The sequence below is a fragment of the Roseateles sp. T103 genome (genome assembly GCF_057219915.1).
The window spans coordinates 332,629-346,291 of record NZ_JBXVVS010000004.1 but is presented as its reverse complement, the minus strand read 5'-3'; the positions used below and the strand labels follow the sequence as shown (position 1 = coordinate 346,291).

Annotated in this window: 11 protein-coding genes; all 11 read left to right on the top strand. The window is 65.8% G+C overall.

Features of this window, described 5'->3' with window-relative positions; all coding sequences use genetic code 11:
- The first annotated feature begins 8 nt into the window (after positions 1-8).
- Positions 9-551, top strand: a complete 543-nt coding sequence (locus AC2EBS_RS14085; RefSeq protein ID WP_484729148.1) for a shikimate kinase — start codon at positions 9-11, stop codon at positions 549-551.
- 52 nt (positions 552-603) lie between these two features.
- Complete coding sequence (aroB, locus tag AC2EBS_RS14080) at positions 604-1,725, top strand: 3-dehydroquinate synthase (protein WP_484729047.1); 1,122 nt, start codon at positions 604-606, stop codon at positions 1,723-1,725.
- Positions 1,726-1,747: 22 nt separating this feature from the next.
- A complete protein-coding gene (locus AC2EBS_RS14075; RefSeq protein ID WP_484729046.1) occupies positions 1,748-2,878 on the top strand; it encodes a deoxyguanosinetriphosphate triphosphohydrolase in 1,131 nt (376 codons plus the stop codon).
- A gap of 5 nt (positions 2,879-2,883) precedes the next feature.
- The gene (locus AC2EBS_RS14070; RefSeq protein ID WP_484729045.1) at positions 2,884-3,582 is read left to right on the top strand and encodes an REP-associated tyrosine transposase; all 699 of its coding nucleotides are present in this window, start codon (positions 2,884-2,886) and stop codon (positions 3,580-3,582) included.
- Positions 3,583-3,716: 134 nt separating this feature from the next.
- Positions 3,717-8,486: a glutamate synthase-related protein gene (locus AC2EBS_RS14065; protein WP_484729044.1), complete on the top strand. Its 4,770-nt coding sequence runs from the start codon at positions 3,717-3,719 to the stop codon at positions 8,484-8,486.
- Between the two features lie 24 nt (positions 8,487-8,510).
- Positions 8,511-9,977: a glutamate synthase subunit beta gene (locus tag AC2EBS_RS14060; protein ID WP_484729043.1), complete on the top strand. Its 1,467-nt coding sequence runs from the start codon at positions 8,511-8,513 to the stop codon at positions 9,975-9,977.
- A 270-nt stretch (positions 9,978-10,247) separates the two neighbouring features.
- The gene (locus AC2EBS_RS14055; protein WP_484729042.1) at positions 10,248-10,721 is read left to right on the top strand and encodes a type IV pilin protein; all 474 of its coding nucleotides are present in this window, start codon (positions 10,248-10,250) and stop codon (positions 10,719-10,721) included.
- Positions 10,722-10,753: 32 nt separating this feature from the next.
- The gene (locus tag AC2EBS_RS14050) at positions 10,754-11,332 is read left to right on the top strand and encodes a GspH/FimT family pseudopilin (protein ID WP_484729041.1); all 579 of its coding nucleotides are present in this window, start codon (positions 10,754-10,756) and stop codon (positions 11,330-11,332) included.
- Positions 11,333-11,347: 15 nt separating this feature from the next.
- Entirely contained in the window at positions 11,348-11,767 is a 420-nt protein-coding gene (locus tag AC2EBS_RS14045; protein ID WP_484729040.1) for a type IV pilus modification PilV family protein, read from the top strand.
- 17 nt (positions 11,768-11,784) lie between these two features.
- Complete coding sequence (locus AC2EBS_RS14040) at positions 11,785-12,939, top strand: PilW family protein (RefSeq protein ID WP_484729039.1); 1,155 nt, start codon at positions 11,785-11,787, stop codon at positions 12,937-12,939.
- Positions 12,940-12,949: 10 nt separating this feature from the next.
- A complete protein-coding gene (locus tag AC2EBS_RS14035; RefSeq protein WP_484729038.1) occupies positions 12,950-13,663 on the top strand; it encodes a pilus assembly PilX family protein in 714 nt (237 codons plus the stop codon).

The following is a 13,663-nucleotide window of genomic DNA, read 5'->3' as shown; positions in this document are numbered from 1 at the left end:
TGGTCGGCATGCCCGGCTGTGGCAAGTCCACGGTCGGGGCCCAGCTGGGGCGCCAGCTGGGTGTGCCCTGCATCGACTCGGATGCCGAGATCGAGAAGCATCTGGGCGAGAGCATCCGCAGCTTCTTCGACCGCAAGGGTGAGGCTGCGTTCCGCGACATCGAGACCGAGGTCATCCAGAGCCTGCTCTCGTCCGGACGCGAGATGGTGCTCGCCACCGGTGGTGGCGCGGTGCTGCGCGACGAGAACCGGCGCGCGCTGCGCGAGGGTGCCACTGTGGTCTATCTGCGTTCGTCGCCCGACGAGTTGTTCCGCCGGCTGCGCCACGACACCAAGCGGCCGTTGCTGCAGGTGCGCGACCCCTTGAAGAAGCTGCGCGAGCTGTATGCGCAGCGTGACCCGCTCTACCGCGAGACCGCGCATTACGTGATGGAGACCGGGCGGCCCTCGGTCAGTACGCTGGTCAATATGGTGCTGATGCAGCTGGAGCTTGCCGGCGAGATCAGCAACCAGCGGGTCAAGGCCACCGTGGGCGCAGGCAAGCTCGACTGAAGACGAAGCCTGGGCCGCGAGGCTGTCCGGCGACGGCCCGTACACTTGGGGCATGAGCAGCAGCAGCTTCAGCGCAACTGGTTCCCCGACCCCGCGCGCCACGGTATCCATCGCGCTCGACGAGCGCAGCTACGCCATCCTCATCGGTCCGGACCTGCTCGATCAGCCCGCCAGCTGGCAGGGTCTGCCCAAGGCGGCCGCGGCGGTGATCGTCAGCAACGAGGTGGTGGCGCCCTTGTATCTGGAGCGCCTGCGCCGTCAGCTGCTTGCGCACTATCCGCGCGTCGATGCGGTGGTGTTGCCGGACGGTGAGCAGCACAAGGACTGGACGTCCCTCAACACCATCTGCGATCACCTGCTGGCCCAGGCCTGCGACCGCAAGACGGTGCTGTTCGCGCTGGGTGGCGGCGTGATCGGCGACATGACCGGCTTCGCTGCGGCGATCTACATGCGCGGTGTGCCCTTCGTGCAGGTGCCGACGACGCTGCTCGCGCAGGTGGACTCCTCGGTGGGCGGCAAGACCGCGATCAACCACCCGCTGGGCAAGAACATGATCGGCGCCTTCTACCAGCCGCTGCGTGTGGTGGCCGATCTGGCGACGCTGGACACGCTGCCGCAGCGCGAGTACGCCTCGGGCCTGGCCGAAGTGATCAAGTACGGCCCGATCGCCGACGCCGAATTCCTCACCTGGATCGAGCTGAACATCGACGCGCTGGTGGCGCGTGACAAGGCGGCGCTGGCCCATGCGGTGCAGCGCAGCTGCGAGATCAAGGCCTGGGTCGTGGGCCAGGACGAGCGTGAGCAGGGCCTGCGCGCCATCCTCAACTTCGGCCACACCTTCGGCCACGCCATCGAGACCGGGCTGGGCTACGGCCAGTGGTTGCATGGCGAGGCGGTCGGCTGTGGCATGGTGCTGGCGGCGGATCTGTCGGTGCGCGCCGGCCTGATGCCCGGCGACTTCGTGGAGCGCATCCGGCGCCTGGTCGAGCGAGCCGGCCTCCCGATCGTCGCGCCCAAGCTCGGCTTGCAGCGCTATCTGGAGCTGATGCGCGTCGACAAGAAGTCCGAAGGCGGCGCGATCCGCTTCGTGCTGATCGAGGCGCTTGGCCGCGCTGGCATGCACAGCGTTGAAGACGCGCTGATTGCTGCGACGCTGGACGCGCACAGCGCCTGAGGGCGCGAAGCCCTGACGCACCATGGCCCTGGCTGTCTACGCTGCCGATTCCGCGAGGAACCGAGGCCGTCGCCATCACGAACCAGCGGCGCCAACCCGCAGCGACTTTCAGCGCGACCGCGACCGCATCGTCCACAGCAGCGCCTTCCGCCGCCTGGTCTACAAGACACAGGTCTTCCTCAACCACGAGGGCGACCTGTTCCGTACACGCTTGACGCACTCGCTCGAGGTGGCACAGCTCGGCCGTTCTATCGGTCGCAGCCTGGGCCTGGACGAAGACCTGATCGAGACCATTGCGCTCGCCCATGACCTGGGCCACACGCCCTTCGGCCATGCGGGTCAGGATGTGCTGGACGAGTGCATGAAGCCCTTTGGCGGCTTCGAGCACAACCTGCAGTCGCTGCGTGTGGTGGACACGCTGGAGCAGCGCTATCCCGACTTCGACGGACTCAATCTCACTTTCGAGAGTCGCGAGGGCATCCTCAAGCATTGCAGTCGCCGCAATGCCGAGCTGATCGAGGCGCGCGAGCCGGGCGGTGTGGCCTGGCGCTTCCTGCATGGCCAGCAGCCCAGCCTGGAGGCGCAGCTGTGCAATCTGGCCGACGAGGTGGCCTACAACGCACACGATGTGGACGACGGCGTGCGCTCCGGCCTGGTGACTCTGGAGCAGCTGGAGGCCGTGCCGCTGGTCTGCCGCTATCTGCGCGCCACGCTGCAGCAGCACCCGAGCCTGCAGGGCAAGCGACTGCTCGCCGAGACGATACGCCGCATGCTGTCTGATCAGGTCTACGACATCATCGACAGCACGCGTGCCGCGCTGCGCGAGGTCGCACCGCAGAGCATCGACGATGTGCGCCGCGCGCCGCCGCTGGTGCGCTTTAGCAAGCAGATGCGCGCCGAGAGCAGCGAGCTCAAGCGCTTCCTCTTCGCCAATCTCTACCGCCATCCGCAGGTCAGTGCCAAGCGCGAGCGCGCGGTGCAGGTGCTGCGCGAGCTGTTCGAGTTCTACATGAACGATCCGACGCGGCTGCCGCCGGACTTCGCCGACAGCGATGACCATGCGCGGGCCTGTGCCGACTACATCGCCGGCATGACCGACCGCTTCGCGCTGCGCGAGCATGAGCGGCTCACCGGTCAGCGGCTGCTCGGCTGATTGCGATGGCCAGACTCGCACGCCTGAGCCAGGCCGGCCTGACCCAGCATCTGATCCACCGCGGCAACAACCGCCAGCCCATCGTGCTGGACGACGATGACCGGCGCACCCTGCTGGCTGCGCTGCAGGAGTGCGCCGCCACCCACAAAGTGTCCATTCACGCCTACGTGCTGATGGACAACCACCTGCACCTGCTGGCCACGCCGAGCACCGACGAGGGCCTGGGCCGCATGATGCAGTCGTTGGGCCGCCGCTATGTGGCGGCCTTCAATCGGCGCCATGGTCGCAGCGGCACCTTGTGGGAAGGGCGCTATCGCGCGGCGCCGCTGGAGCCCGAGACCCAGTTGCTTGCCGCGATGCGCTGCATCGAGCTCAACCCGGTGCGTGCCGGGCTGGTGGCGCAGGCCAAGGACTACGCCTGGTCGAGCTGCCAGCACCACCTGGGGCTCAGGCGCGACCCGCTGGTCAACGACCACCCCAGCTTCTGGGCGCTGGGCAACACCCCCTTCGACCGCGAGATGCGCTACCGCCATCTGCTCGACGAAGGCGTCAGCGAGCTTGAGCTGCGCACCGTGATGGAGTCGGCACTCAAGGGCTGGCCGCTGGGCTCGCCACGCTTTCTGGCCGAGCTGTCCAAAAGCGCGGCCCGGCCGGTGGTGCCGCGCCCTCGTGGGCGCCCGGCGAAGCCCAAGGTGGTATCTTGACTCTGTCCCCAATAAATTGATTCTGCTTTGTCTGGCTTTGCTTAAATAGACTCTGACCCTATTTATTCCGGCTTGCCGGATTTGCTGCACCGCAGTACCCTTACAAACCCTGATGGTTTGATGTGGAGATTGCAATGGCTGCAGCACAAGACGGACAGATTGGCGTCGTCGCCAGCGCCGAGGAAATCCGGGATCTGGCCGAGCATGGCCTGTACCGGCCGGCCAATGAGAAGGACGCTTGCGGCCTCGGTTTCGTCGCCCACATCAAGGGCAAGAAGGCCCACGACATCGTCCAGCAGGGCCTGAAGATCCTCGAGAACCTGGACCACCGGGGCGCGGTCGGGGCCGATCCGCTGATGGGCGACGGCGCCGGCATCCTGATCCAGATTCCTGACGACTTCTACCGCGAGGAGATGGCCAAGCAGGGCGTCACCCTGCCGCCTCCCGGCGAATACGGCGTCGGCATGATCTTCCTGCCCAAGGAGCACGCCTCCCGCCTGGCCTGCGAACAGGAGCTCGAGCGTGCGGTGAAGGCCGAGGGTCAGGTCTTGCTCGGTTGGCGCGATGTGCCGGTGGACCGCGAGATGCCGATGTCGCCCACGGTGCGCGAGAAGGAGCCGGTGATCCGCCAGATCTTCATCGGCCGCGGCCCGGACATCATCGTGCCCGATGCGCTGGAACGTAAGCTCTACGTGATCCGCAAGACCGCCTCCAGCGCCATCCAGGCGCTGAAGCTGACGCACAGCCGCGAGTACTACGTGCCCAGCATGAGCTGCCGCACGGTGATCTACAAGGGCCTGCTGCTCGCCGATCAGGTCGGCAAGTACTACATCGACCTGGCCGACGAGCGCGTGGTCTCGGCCATCGCCCTGGTGCACCAGCGCTTCTCGACCAACACCTTCCCCGAGTGGCCGCTGGCCCACCCCTATCGCATGGTGGCCCACAACGGCGAGATCAACACCGTCAAGGGCAACTTCAACTGGATGCGCGCCCGCGAAGGCGTGATGAAGTCGCCGGTGCTGGGCGACGATCTGAAGAAGCTCTACCCGATCAGCTTCGAAGGCCAGAGCGACACCGCCACCTTCGACAACGCGATCGAGCTGCTGACGATGAGCGGCTACCCGCTCGCCCACGCCGCGATGATGATGATTCCGGAGGCCTGGGAGAACCACGAGCTGATGGACGAGCGTCGCCGTGCCTTCTACGAGTACCACGCCTCGATGATGGAGCCCTGGGACGGTCCGGCGGCGATGGTCTTCACCGACGGTCGTCAGGTCTGCGCGGCGCTGGACCGCAACGGCCTGCGTCCGGCGCGCTACTGCGTGACCGACGACGACAAGGTCGTGCTGGCCTCCGAGGCCGGTGTGCTGCCCATCCCCGAAAGCAAGATCGTCAAGAAGTGGCGCCTGCAGCCGGGCAAGATGTTCCTCATCGATCTGGAACAGGGCCGCATCGTCGATGACGAGGAACTGAAGAACCAGTACGCCAACGCGCGCCCCTACCGCCAGTGGATCGAGAACGTGCGCGTCCGGCTCGACGACATCGAGGTCGGCGAGGTCGCGGCGCCCGAGTTCAAGAGCACGCTGCTGGACCGCCAGCAGGCCTTCGGCTTCACGCAGGAAGACATCAAGTTCCTGATGGCGCCTATGGCCGCCAACGGCGAAGAGGGCATCGGCTCGATGGGCAACGACAGCCCGCTGGCCGTGCTGTCGGACAAGAACAAGCCGCTGTACAACTACTTCAAGCAGCTCTTCGCGCAGGTCACGAACCCGCCGATCGACCCGATCCGCGAGAACATCGTGATGTCGCTGAACAGCTTCATCGGCCCCAAGCCCAACCTGCTGGACATCAACGCGGTGAATCCGCCGATGCGCCTGGAGGTCTCGCAGCCGGTGCTGGACTTCCAGGACATGGCGCGCCTGCGCGCCATCGAGGCGCACACCAACGGCAAGTTCAAGCCCTATGAACTGGACATCTCCTATCCCTTCACCTGGGGCAACGAGGGTGTCGAGGCCAAGCTCGCCTCGCTGTGCGCCGAGACCGTGGACGCCATCAAGGGCGGTCACAACATCATCATCATCACCGACCGCTATCTGAGTGCCGAGCGCGTCGCGGTGCCGGCACTGCTGGCGCTGTCCGCCGTGCACCATCATCTGGTGCGCGAGGGCCTGCGCACGACGGCCGGCCTGGTGGTCGAGACCGGCACGGCGCGCGAGGTGCACCACTTCGCAGTGCTCGCAGGCTTCGGCGCCGAGGCGGTGCATCCCTACCTGGCGCTGGAAACGCTGGGCGCGATGCACGCCGAGCTGCCGGGCAATCTGTCCACCGACAAGGCGATCTACAACTACATCAAGGCGATCGGCAAGGGACTGTCGAAGATCATGTCCAAGATGGGCATCTCGACCTATATGTCCTACTGCGGCGCGCAGATCTTCGAGGCCATCGGCCTGAAGGCCGACTTCGTCGAGAAGTACTTCCGCGGCACACCCACCCAGGTCGGCGGCATCGGCGTGTTCGAGGTGGCCGAGGAAGCGATCCGTCTGCACAAGGCCGCCTTCGGCAACGACCCGGTGCTGGCCACCATGTTGGACGCCGGCGGCGAATACGCCTGGCGCACCCGCGGCGAAGAACATATGTGGACGCCGGACGCGATCGCGAAGCTGCAGCACAGCACGCGCTCGAACAAGTTCGAGACCTACAAGGAATACGCGCAGATCATCAACGACCAGAGCAAGCGCCACATGACGCTGCGCGGCCTGTTCGAGTTCAAGATCGATCCGAGCAAGGCGATTCCGCTGGAGGAAGTCGAGCCGGCGGCCGAGATCGTCAAGCGCTTCGCCACTGGCGCGATGTCGCTGGGTTCGATCTCCACCGAGGCGCACTCGACGCTGGCGCTGGCGATGAACCGCATCGGCGGCAAGAGCAACACCGGCGAAGGCGGCGAGGATCCGGCGCGTTATCGCAACGAGCTCAAGGGCATCAAGATCGTCAAGGGCACCAAGGTGTCCGATGTGGTCGGCAAGGATGTTATCGCGGCCGACTACGAGATGCAGGACGGCGACAGCCTGCGCTCGAAGATCAAGCAGGTGGCCTCGGGCCGCTTCGGCGTGACCACCGAGTATCTGGTCTCGGCCGATCAAATCCAGATCAAGATGGCCCAGGGCGCCAAGCCCGGCGAGGGCGGCCAGCTGCCGGGCGGCAAGGTCAGCGAGTACATCGGCTTCCTGCGCTACTCGGTGCCGGGCGTCGGTCTGATCTCGCCGCCGCCGCACCACGACATCTACTCGATCGAGGACCTGGCGCAGCTGATCCACGACCTGAAGAACGTCAACCAGCGCGCCGACATCTCGGTCAAGCTGGTCTCCGAAGTGGGCGTGGGCACGATCGCAGCCGGCGTGGCCAAGGCCAAGGCCGACCACATCGTGATCGCCGGCCATGACGGCGGCACCGGCGCGTCGCCGTGGAGCTCGATCAAGCATGCCGGCACGCCCTGGGAGCTGGGCCTGGCCGAGGCGCAGCAGACGCTGGTGCTGAACCGCCTGCGCGGCCGCGTGCGCGTGCAGGCCGACGGCCAGATGAAGACCGGTCGTGACGTCGTCATCGGTGCGCTGCTGGGTGCCGACGAGTTCGGCTTCGCCACCGCACCGCTGGTGGTCGAGGGCTGCATCATGATGCGCAAGTGCCACCTGAACACCTGCCCGGTGGGCGTGGCCACGCAAGATCCGGTGCTGCGTGCCAAGTTCAGCGGCAAGCCCGAGCATGTCGTCAACTACTTCTTCTTCGTCGCCGAGGAGGCGCGCCAGATCATGGCGCAGTTGGGCATCCGCAAGTTCGACGAGCTGATCGGCCGCTCCGACCTGCTCGACATGAAGAAGGGCCTCACGCACTGGAAGGCCAAGGGCCTGGATTTCAGCCGTGTGTTCCACCGTCCGGCCGTGCCGGCCGAGGTGGCCCGCCTGCACGACGGCAGCCAGGACCATGGCTTGGCCAAGGCGCTGGATGTCAAGCTGATCGAGAAGTGCCTGCCCGCCTTCGAGAAGGGCGAGAAGGTGCAGTTCATGCAGGAGGTCACCAATGTGCGTCGCACGGTGGGCGCGATGCTCTCCGGCGAACTGGTGCGCCGCCATCCTGAAGGCCTGCCGGACCAGACCATCTTCATCCAGATGGAAGGCACGGGCGGCCAGAGCTACGGTGCCTTCCTGGCCCCGGGCATCACCTTCTACCTGATCGGCGAGGCTAACGACTACACCGGCAAGGGACTGTCGGGCGGCCGCATCGTCGTGCGCCCGAGCATCGAGTTCCGCGGCGACGCGACCAAGAACATCATCGTCGGCAATACCGTGCTCTACGGTGCGACGCGCGGCGAGGCCTTCTTCCGCGGCGTGGCGGGCGAGCGCTTCGCGGTGCGCCTCTCTGGCGCCTCGGCGGTGGTCGAGGGCACCGGGGACCATGGCTGCGAGTACATGACCGGCGGCACCGTCGTCGTGCTGGGCAAGACCGGCCGCAACTTCGCGGCCGGCATGAGCGGCGGCATTGCCTATGTCTTTGACGAGGATGGCGAGTTCGCCAAGCGCTGCAACCCGGCCATGGTGGCGCTGGACAAGGTGCTGCCGATGGAGGAGCAGGAGGCGGGCGTCGATCGCGCGATCTGGCACCGCATCAGCCCGCAGAGCGAGGTGCAGACCGACGAAGCGATCCTGAAGAAGATGATCGAGGACCACCACCGCTGGACCGGCAGTCAGCGCGCCCGCGAGATCCTCGACAACTGGGCGGCCTCGCGCGCCAAGTTCGTCAAGGTCTTCCCGCACGAGTACAAGCGCGCTTTGGGCGAGCTCAACGCCGCCAAGCAGACCGCCGAAACCATTGCCCAAGCCAAGGCGCCGACCAAGCCGGTCAAGGCCTGAACCAGAGATTAGGAGTCGATCACCATGGGAAAAGTCACCGGCTTCATGGAGTACGAGCGCCTGGAAGAGGGCTATGAGCCCGTCGAGAAGCGCCTGAAGAACTACAAGGAGTTCGTCATCGGCCTGACGCCCGAGCAGGCGAAGGTGCAGGGCGCGCGCTGCATGGACTGCGGCACGCCCTTCTGCAACAACGGCTGCCCGGTCAACAACATCATTCCGGACTTCAACGACCTCGTGTACCGCGGGGACTGGCAGAACGCGATCACCGTCCTGCACAGCACCAACAACTTCCCCGACTTCACCGGCCGTATCTGCCCCGCGCCCTGCGAGGCCGCCTGTACGCTGAACGTCAACGGCGACGCGGTGGGCATCAAGTCCATCGAGCACGCGATCATCGACCGTGCCTGGGCCGAAGGCTGGATCCAGCCCCAGCCTGCCGCGGTGAAGACCGGCAAGAAGGTTGCCGTCGTCGGCGGCGGCCCGGCCGGCCTGGCAGCAGCCCAGCAGCTGGCGCGCGCCGGCCACGACGTGACGGTGTTCGAGAAGAACGACCGCGTCGGCGGCCTGCTGCGCTACGGCATTCCCGACTTCAAGATGGAGAAGTCGCACATCGACCGCCGCGTCCAGCAGATGGAGGCCGAGGGCGTGGTGTTCCGCACCGGCGTGCTGGTGGGCAGCCTGCCCGAGGACAGCAAGGTCACCAATTGGGCCAAGGAAACGATCAGCGCCGACGAGCTGAAGGCGCAGTTCGACGCGGTGCTGCTCACCGGCGGCGCCGAACAGAGCCGCGACCTGCCGGTGCCCGGCCGTGAGCTGCAGGGCATCCATTTCGCGATGGAATTCCTGCCGCAGCAGAACAAGGTCAACGCCGGCGACAAGCTGAAGAACCAGATCCGCGCCGACGGCAAGCATGTCGTCGTGATCGGCGGCGGCGACACCGGCAGCGACTGTGTCGGCACCAGCAACCGCCATGGCGCCAAGAGCGTCGTGCAGTTCGAGCTGATGCCGCGTCCGCCCGAGCAGGAGGACAAGCCCCTGGTCTGGCCCTACTGGCCGCTGAAGCTGCGCACATCAAGCAGCCACGAGGAAGGCTGCGAGCGCGAGTTCGCGATCGCCACCAAGGAGTTCCTGGGCGAGAAGGGCAAGCTGACCGGCGTGAAGACGGTGCGCGTCGAGTGGAACGGCGGCAAGATGACCGAGGTGCCCGGCTCCGAGCAGGTGCTCAAGGCCGACCTGGTCTTCCTGGCCATGGGCTTCGTCAGCCCGGTGGCCACCATCCTGGACGCCTTCGGCGTCAGCAAGGACGCCCGCGGCAACGCCAAGGCTTCGACCGAAGCCGAGGGCGGCTACAAGACGAATGTCGACAAGGTCTTTGCCGCCGGCGACATGCGCCGCGGCCAGAGCCTGGTCGTCTGGGCCATCCGCGAGGGCCGCCAGGCCGCCCGCGCGGTGGACGAGTTCCTGATGGGCTCGACCACGCTGCCGCGCTAACTAATCACGCAAATCAGCGCCAGTGCAGAGAAGCCGCCTTCGGGCGGCTTTCTTTATGCCTTTGCGGCGGCGCATTCCGGTGCAGCATGCCGGTAGCAGTCTGTTACCCCGGCGCGCCACTCGTCGCGCCTCGCGTTCCGCCCGTCAAGGGTGGGCGGCGGAATGTGCAATTTGGCACATCATCAGGCGCCGCGACTGCCGAGAATCCTCTCCAGACAACCGTCGATACGTCCGTCAGGCCGGTGCGACACAGATTTCAGGGAACCCGTCATGAACGATTGTCAGCATGTTCCGACTCGCGCAGCCGCGCTGAAGGCGCGCCGCAGCTTCGATCGCGGCTTCACCCTGGTGGAACTGCTGATCGTCGTGGCCATCATCGGCATCCTTGCAGCCGTGGCACTGCCTTCGTACCAGGACTATGTCCGACGCAGTTCGCTCCCAGAGGGGACTGCTGCATTGGCCAGCGCCCGCATCAAGCTGGAGCAGTACTACCAAGACAACCGCAACTACGGCACCACCAGCTGCGGCAATGGTGCGGTCACCTTCGGCACCGTGGGCAAGTTCACGACAAGTTGCGAACTCACAAACAACGGCCAGGGCTACACCGTTACGGCGACAGGCTCTACCGGGGTGGCCAACGGCCATGTCTTCACGCTGGACCAGAGCAACGCTCAGCGCACGACGAAGTTCAAGGGCGATGCAGTGACCAAGAGCTGCTGGCTGATGAAGGGCGACGAATGCTAGCCATCCGGCGGGCCGCGGCACGCGGCGTCAGCATGATCGAGGTCGCCGTGGTCCTCGTGGTGATGGGGATGATGCTCGCCTTTGCCATGCCAGAGCTGCGCAACTGGATGCAGAACCTCAAGGTGCGCAACGCGGCCGAATCGATCAAGAACGGCCTTGATCTGGCGCGCATGGAGGCTTTGCGGCGAAATGCCCGGGTCGGGCTGTGGCTGGTCGCCGACAGTGCCAAGGTGCCGACAGACAACTGTTCTCTCTCTTCCTCGTCGCCCGCCTGGGTTGTTGCCGTGGACAGCCCAGAAGGAAAGTGCGGGGCGCAGCCCTCGGTGTCTGATTCGCCTCAGCTGGTGCAGCGTTCCGGGGCGCTGGAGAACGCCGCAGGGTTGACAGTGTCTGCTGCGGACGCAGGCGGCGCCGCCGCCAACCGCGTGATCTTCAACGGGCTGGGTCAGGTGCAGCCGGTGGCCGGAGCCGTCAGCATCCAAACCGTCGATATCGAAGGCGCGAGCGGCGGCACCCGCCGGCTGCGCGTGGTGGTCGAGGCGGGCGGCGCGATCCGCATGTGCGATCGCGATGTCGCGGCTGGCGATCCCAGAGCCTGTCCGGCCCTCTGAAGGGAACACCCTGCCATGCGTCATCTTCAGTCAACTTCGACTCGCAGGCCCCAGAGGGGCATTGCGCTGATCGAGGCCTTGATCGGCATCCTGATCTTCGCCTTCGGTGTGCTTGGGCTCGTGGGTCTTCAGGCCTCGATGACCGCCGCCCAGACCTCCGGCAAGTTCCGCGCCGACGCGGCCAACCTGGTCTCGGACCTTTTTGCATTGATACAGACCGACCACTTCGCGAACATGTCCCAGTACGACAACGCCAACTGCGCCGGCTACGCGCGCTGCAGCGACTGGAAGCGCAAGGCCGAGGCGGCCCTGCCCGATGTGGAGGTGGCAACCATCGTCAACGCGGCCGCCGGAACGGTGACGGCGACGGTGAGCTGGCGCCAGGGACAGGAGGGGCGCAACAGCTTCTCCTCCACGATGAGCTGGCAGCAATGAACGGCGACGGAGCGACCATGTATCAGCGATCCAGCTTGCGCATGAGGACCCGGCCACAGCAGCTGGCCGGATTCACCTTGATCGAGCTGATGGTGGGCGTCGTGGTCGGCCTGCTGGCCACGCTGGTGATCAGCAATGTGTTGTCCTATTCCGAGGGGCAGCGGCGCAGTTCGACTTCCGGTTCCGACGCGCAGGTCAGCGGCGGTCTGGCGATTCACGAACTTCAGCGGAATCTCAAGATGGCGGGCTATGGCCTGAGCACCGAGGGTCGCACCCTTGGCTGCCTGCTACAGGCCCGCTACAAAGGGGGTGCTGCGCCCGCCTCCATGCCACCCACCCTTGCCCCGGTGATCATCACCGCGGGTGCAAGTGGGGCGCCCGACTCGCTGCGAATTTTGTCCAGTTCGAAGCCGACGTTCTCGCTGCCGGTGAGCGTCACCGGTGCCTATGACCCCGATGTACCCGCCAACGCCAACCGCTTCCAGGTGGCTACGACCATTGGTGCAGCGCAAGGTGATTTGATGGCCCTGGTCTATGGTGCCGATCAGGCCTGCCAGATCTTCCAGGTCAGCGCGGCACCTGCCGTGGCCGGGCGCATCGATAGGCTCGACGCCGGCGACTGGAACGATGTGAAGTTTCCCAGCATGGCATTGGGCGCCAACAGCGGCACCTACCTGGTCAACCTAGGTGCGCTCAACGATGTCACCTACTCGCTCACGGCTGATTTCAGGCTCCGTCAAACCTCGACGCAGCTTGCCACGCAGAACAGCGTGACGCGTGATCTGCAGTCCAACATCGTGTCCCTGCGGGCCTTCTACGGCAAGGATACTGATGGCGACGATGCTGTAGACACCTTCGACGCCGTTACCCCGGTCAATAACGCCGGCTGGCTGCAGGTGCGAGCGATACGCGTGGCGGTACTGGCTCGCAGTGGCCAGTTCGAGAAAGAAGAGGTCACCACCGCGCTGCCCCAGTGGGATGTGGGCACCTTCGCCAGCGTGACCGGTAGCGTGACCTGCGGTAGCAGCCGTTGCATCGAGCTGAAGGCGGATGTGACTGACGACTGGAAACACTATCGCTACAAGGTCTTCGACATGCTCGTGCCCTTGCGCAACCAGATCTGGCGCGCCGATTTCGTGGCTGGCACTGCCTCGGCGGCCTCAGCACCCTAGGAGCCGCGTCATGAAGGCACGCGACATGACCCAATTGAATTCCCGCGCAAGAACGCTGCAGCGTTTGGCCAGGCGCGAAGGACAGCGCGGCATCTCTCTGCTCTTCTCACTGATGGGGCTGGTGGTGCTGACTCTAGGCGCCGTCGCACTGATCCGTTCCGTGGATACGGGCTTGCTGGTGCTGGGCAATCTGGGCTTCAAGCAGGACTCGCTTTCCGCCACCTCGGCCGGAACAGAGGCGGCCATTTCTTGGCTGCAGACGCAGTCCGCCGATGCTCTGGCCAATGACAACGTGCCGATGGGCTATTCATCGGTTGCGATCGAGGCTCTGGAGCCCACTGGTCCTCGCGCAGGCATGCCGGCAAACACGCCCGCCATTCTGGTGGACTGGACGGACAAGGGCTGTGCCAGCCAGCCTGGCCTCAACGGCCGGGCCGTGTCGGCCTGTCTGACTGCCTCTGCGCCCATCTCCGTGGCGGGCGGTAACACGGTGCGCTATTTCATCACCCGCCTTTGCGCGGCCACTGGCTTGGCAGGGGGCAATGACTGCATGAAGGCCGTGGTGCTCAGCTCCGGCACGTCCACCTCGCAGCGCGGTACCGTGAGCTACGGGACGAACCAGCGCTTCGTGGAGATCAGCGCCGGCACCTACTACCGCATCGTGGTGCGGGCCGAAGACAGGCGCGGCACCGTGAGTTTCTCCGAGACCCTGGTGCACTTCTGA

Excerpts from the sequence above, each read along its gene's own strand:
- AC2EBS_RS14085 (WP_484729148.1), top strand. The coding sequence starts at position 9 with ATGCCCGGCTGTGGCAAGTCCACGGTCGGGGCCCAGCTGGGGCGCCAG.
- aroB (WP_484729047.1), top strand. The coding sequence starts at position 604 with ATGAGCAGCAGCAGCTTCAGCGCAACTGGTTCCCCGACCCCGCGCGCC.
- AC2EBS_RS14075 (WP_484729046.1), top strand. The coding sequence starts at position 1,748 with ATGGCCCTGGCTGTCTACGCTGCCGATTCCGCGAGGAACCGAGGCCGT.
- AC2EBS_RS14070 (WP_484729045.1), top strand. The coding sequence starts at position 2,884 with ATGGCCAGACTCGCACGCCTGAGCCAGGCCGGCCTGACCCAGCATCTG.
- AC2EBS_RS14065 (WP_484729044.1), top strand. The coding sequence starts at position 3,717 with ATGGCTGCAGCACAAGACGGACAGATTGGCGTCGTCGCCAGCGCCGAG.
- AC2EBS_RS14060 (WP_484729043.1), top strand. The coding sequence starts at position 8,511 with ATGGGAAAAGTCACCGGCTTCATGGAGTACGAGCGCCTGGAAGAGGGC.
- AC2EBS_RS14055 (WP_484729042.1), top strand. The coding sequence starts at position 10,248 with ATGAACGATTGTCAGCATGTTCCGACTCGCGCAGCCGCGCTGAAGGCG.
- AC2EBS_RS14050 (WP_484729041.1), top strand. The coding sequence starts at position 10,754 with ATGATCGAGGTCGCCGTGGTCCTCGTGGTGATGGGGATGATGCTCGCC.
- AC2EBS_RS14045 (WP_484729040.1), top strand. The coding sequence starts at position 11,348 with ATGCGTCATCTTCAGTCAACTTCGACTCGCAGGCCCCAGAGGGGCATT.
- AC2EBS_RS14040 (WP_484729039.1), top strand. The coding sequence starts at position 11,785 with ATGTATCAGCGATCCAGCTTGCGCATGAGGACCCGGCCACAGCAGCTG.
- AC2EBS_RS14035 (WP_484729038.1), top strand. The coding sequence starts at position 12,950 with ATGAAGGCACGCGACATGACCCAATTGAATTCCCGCGCAAGAACGCTG.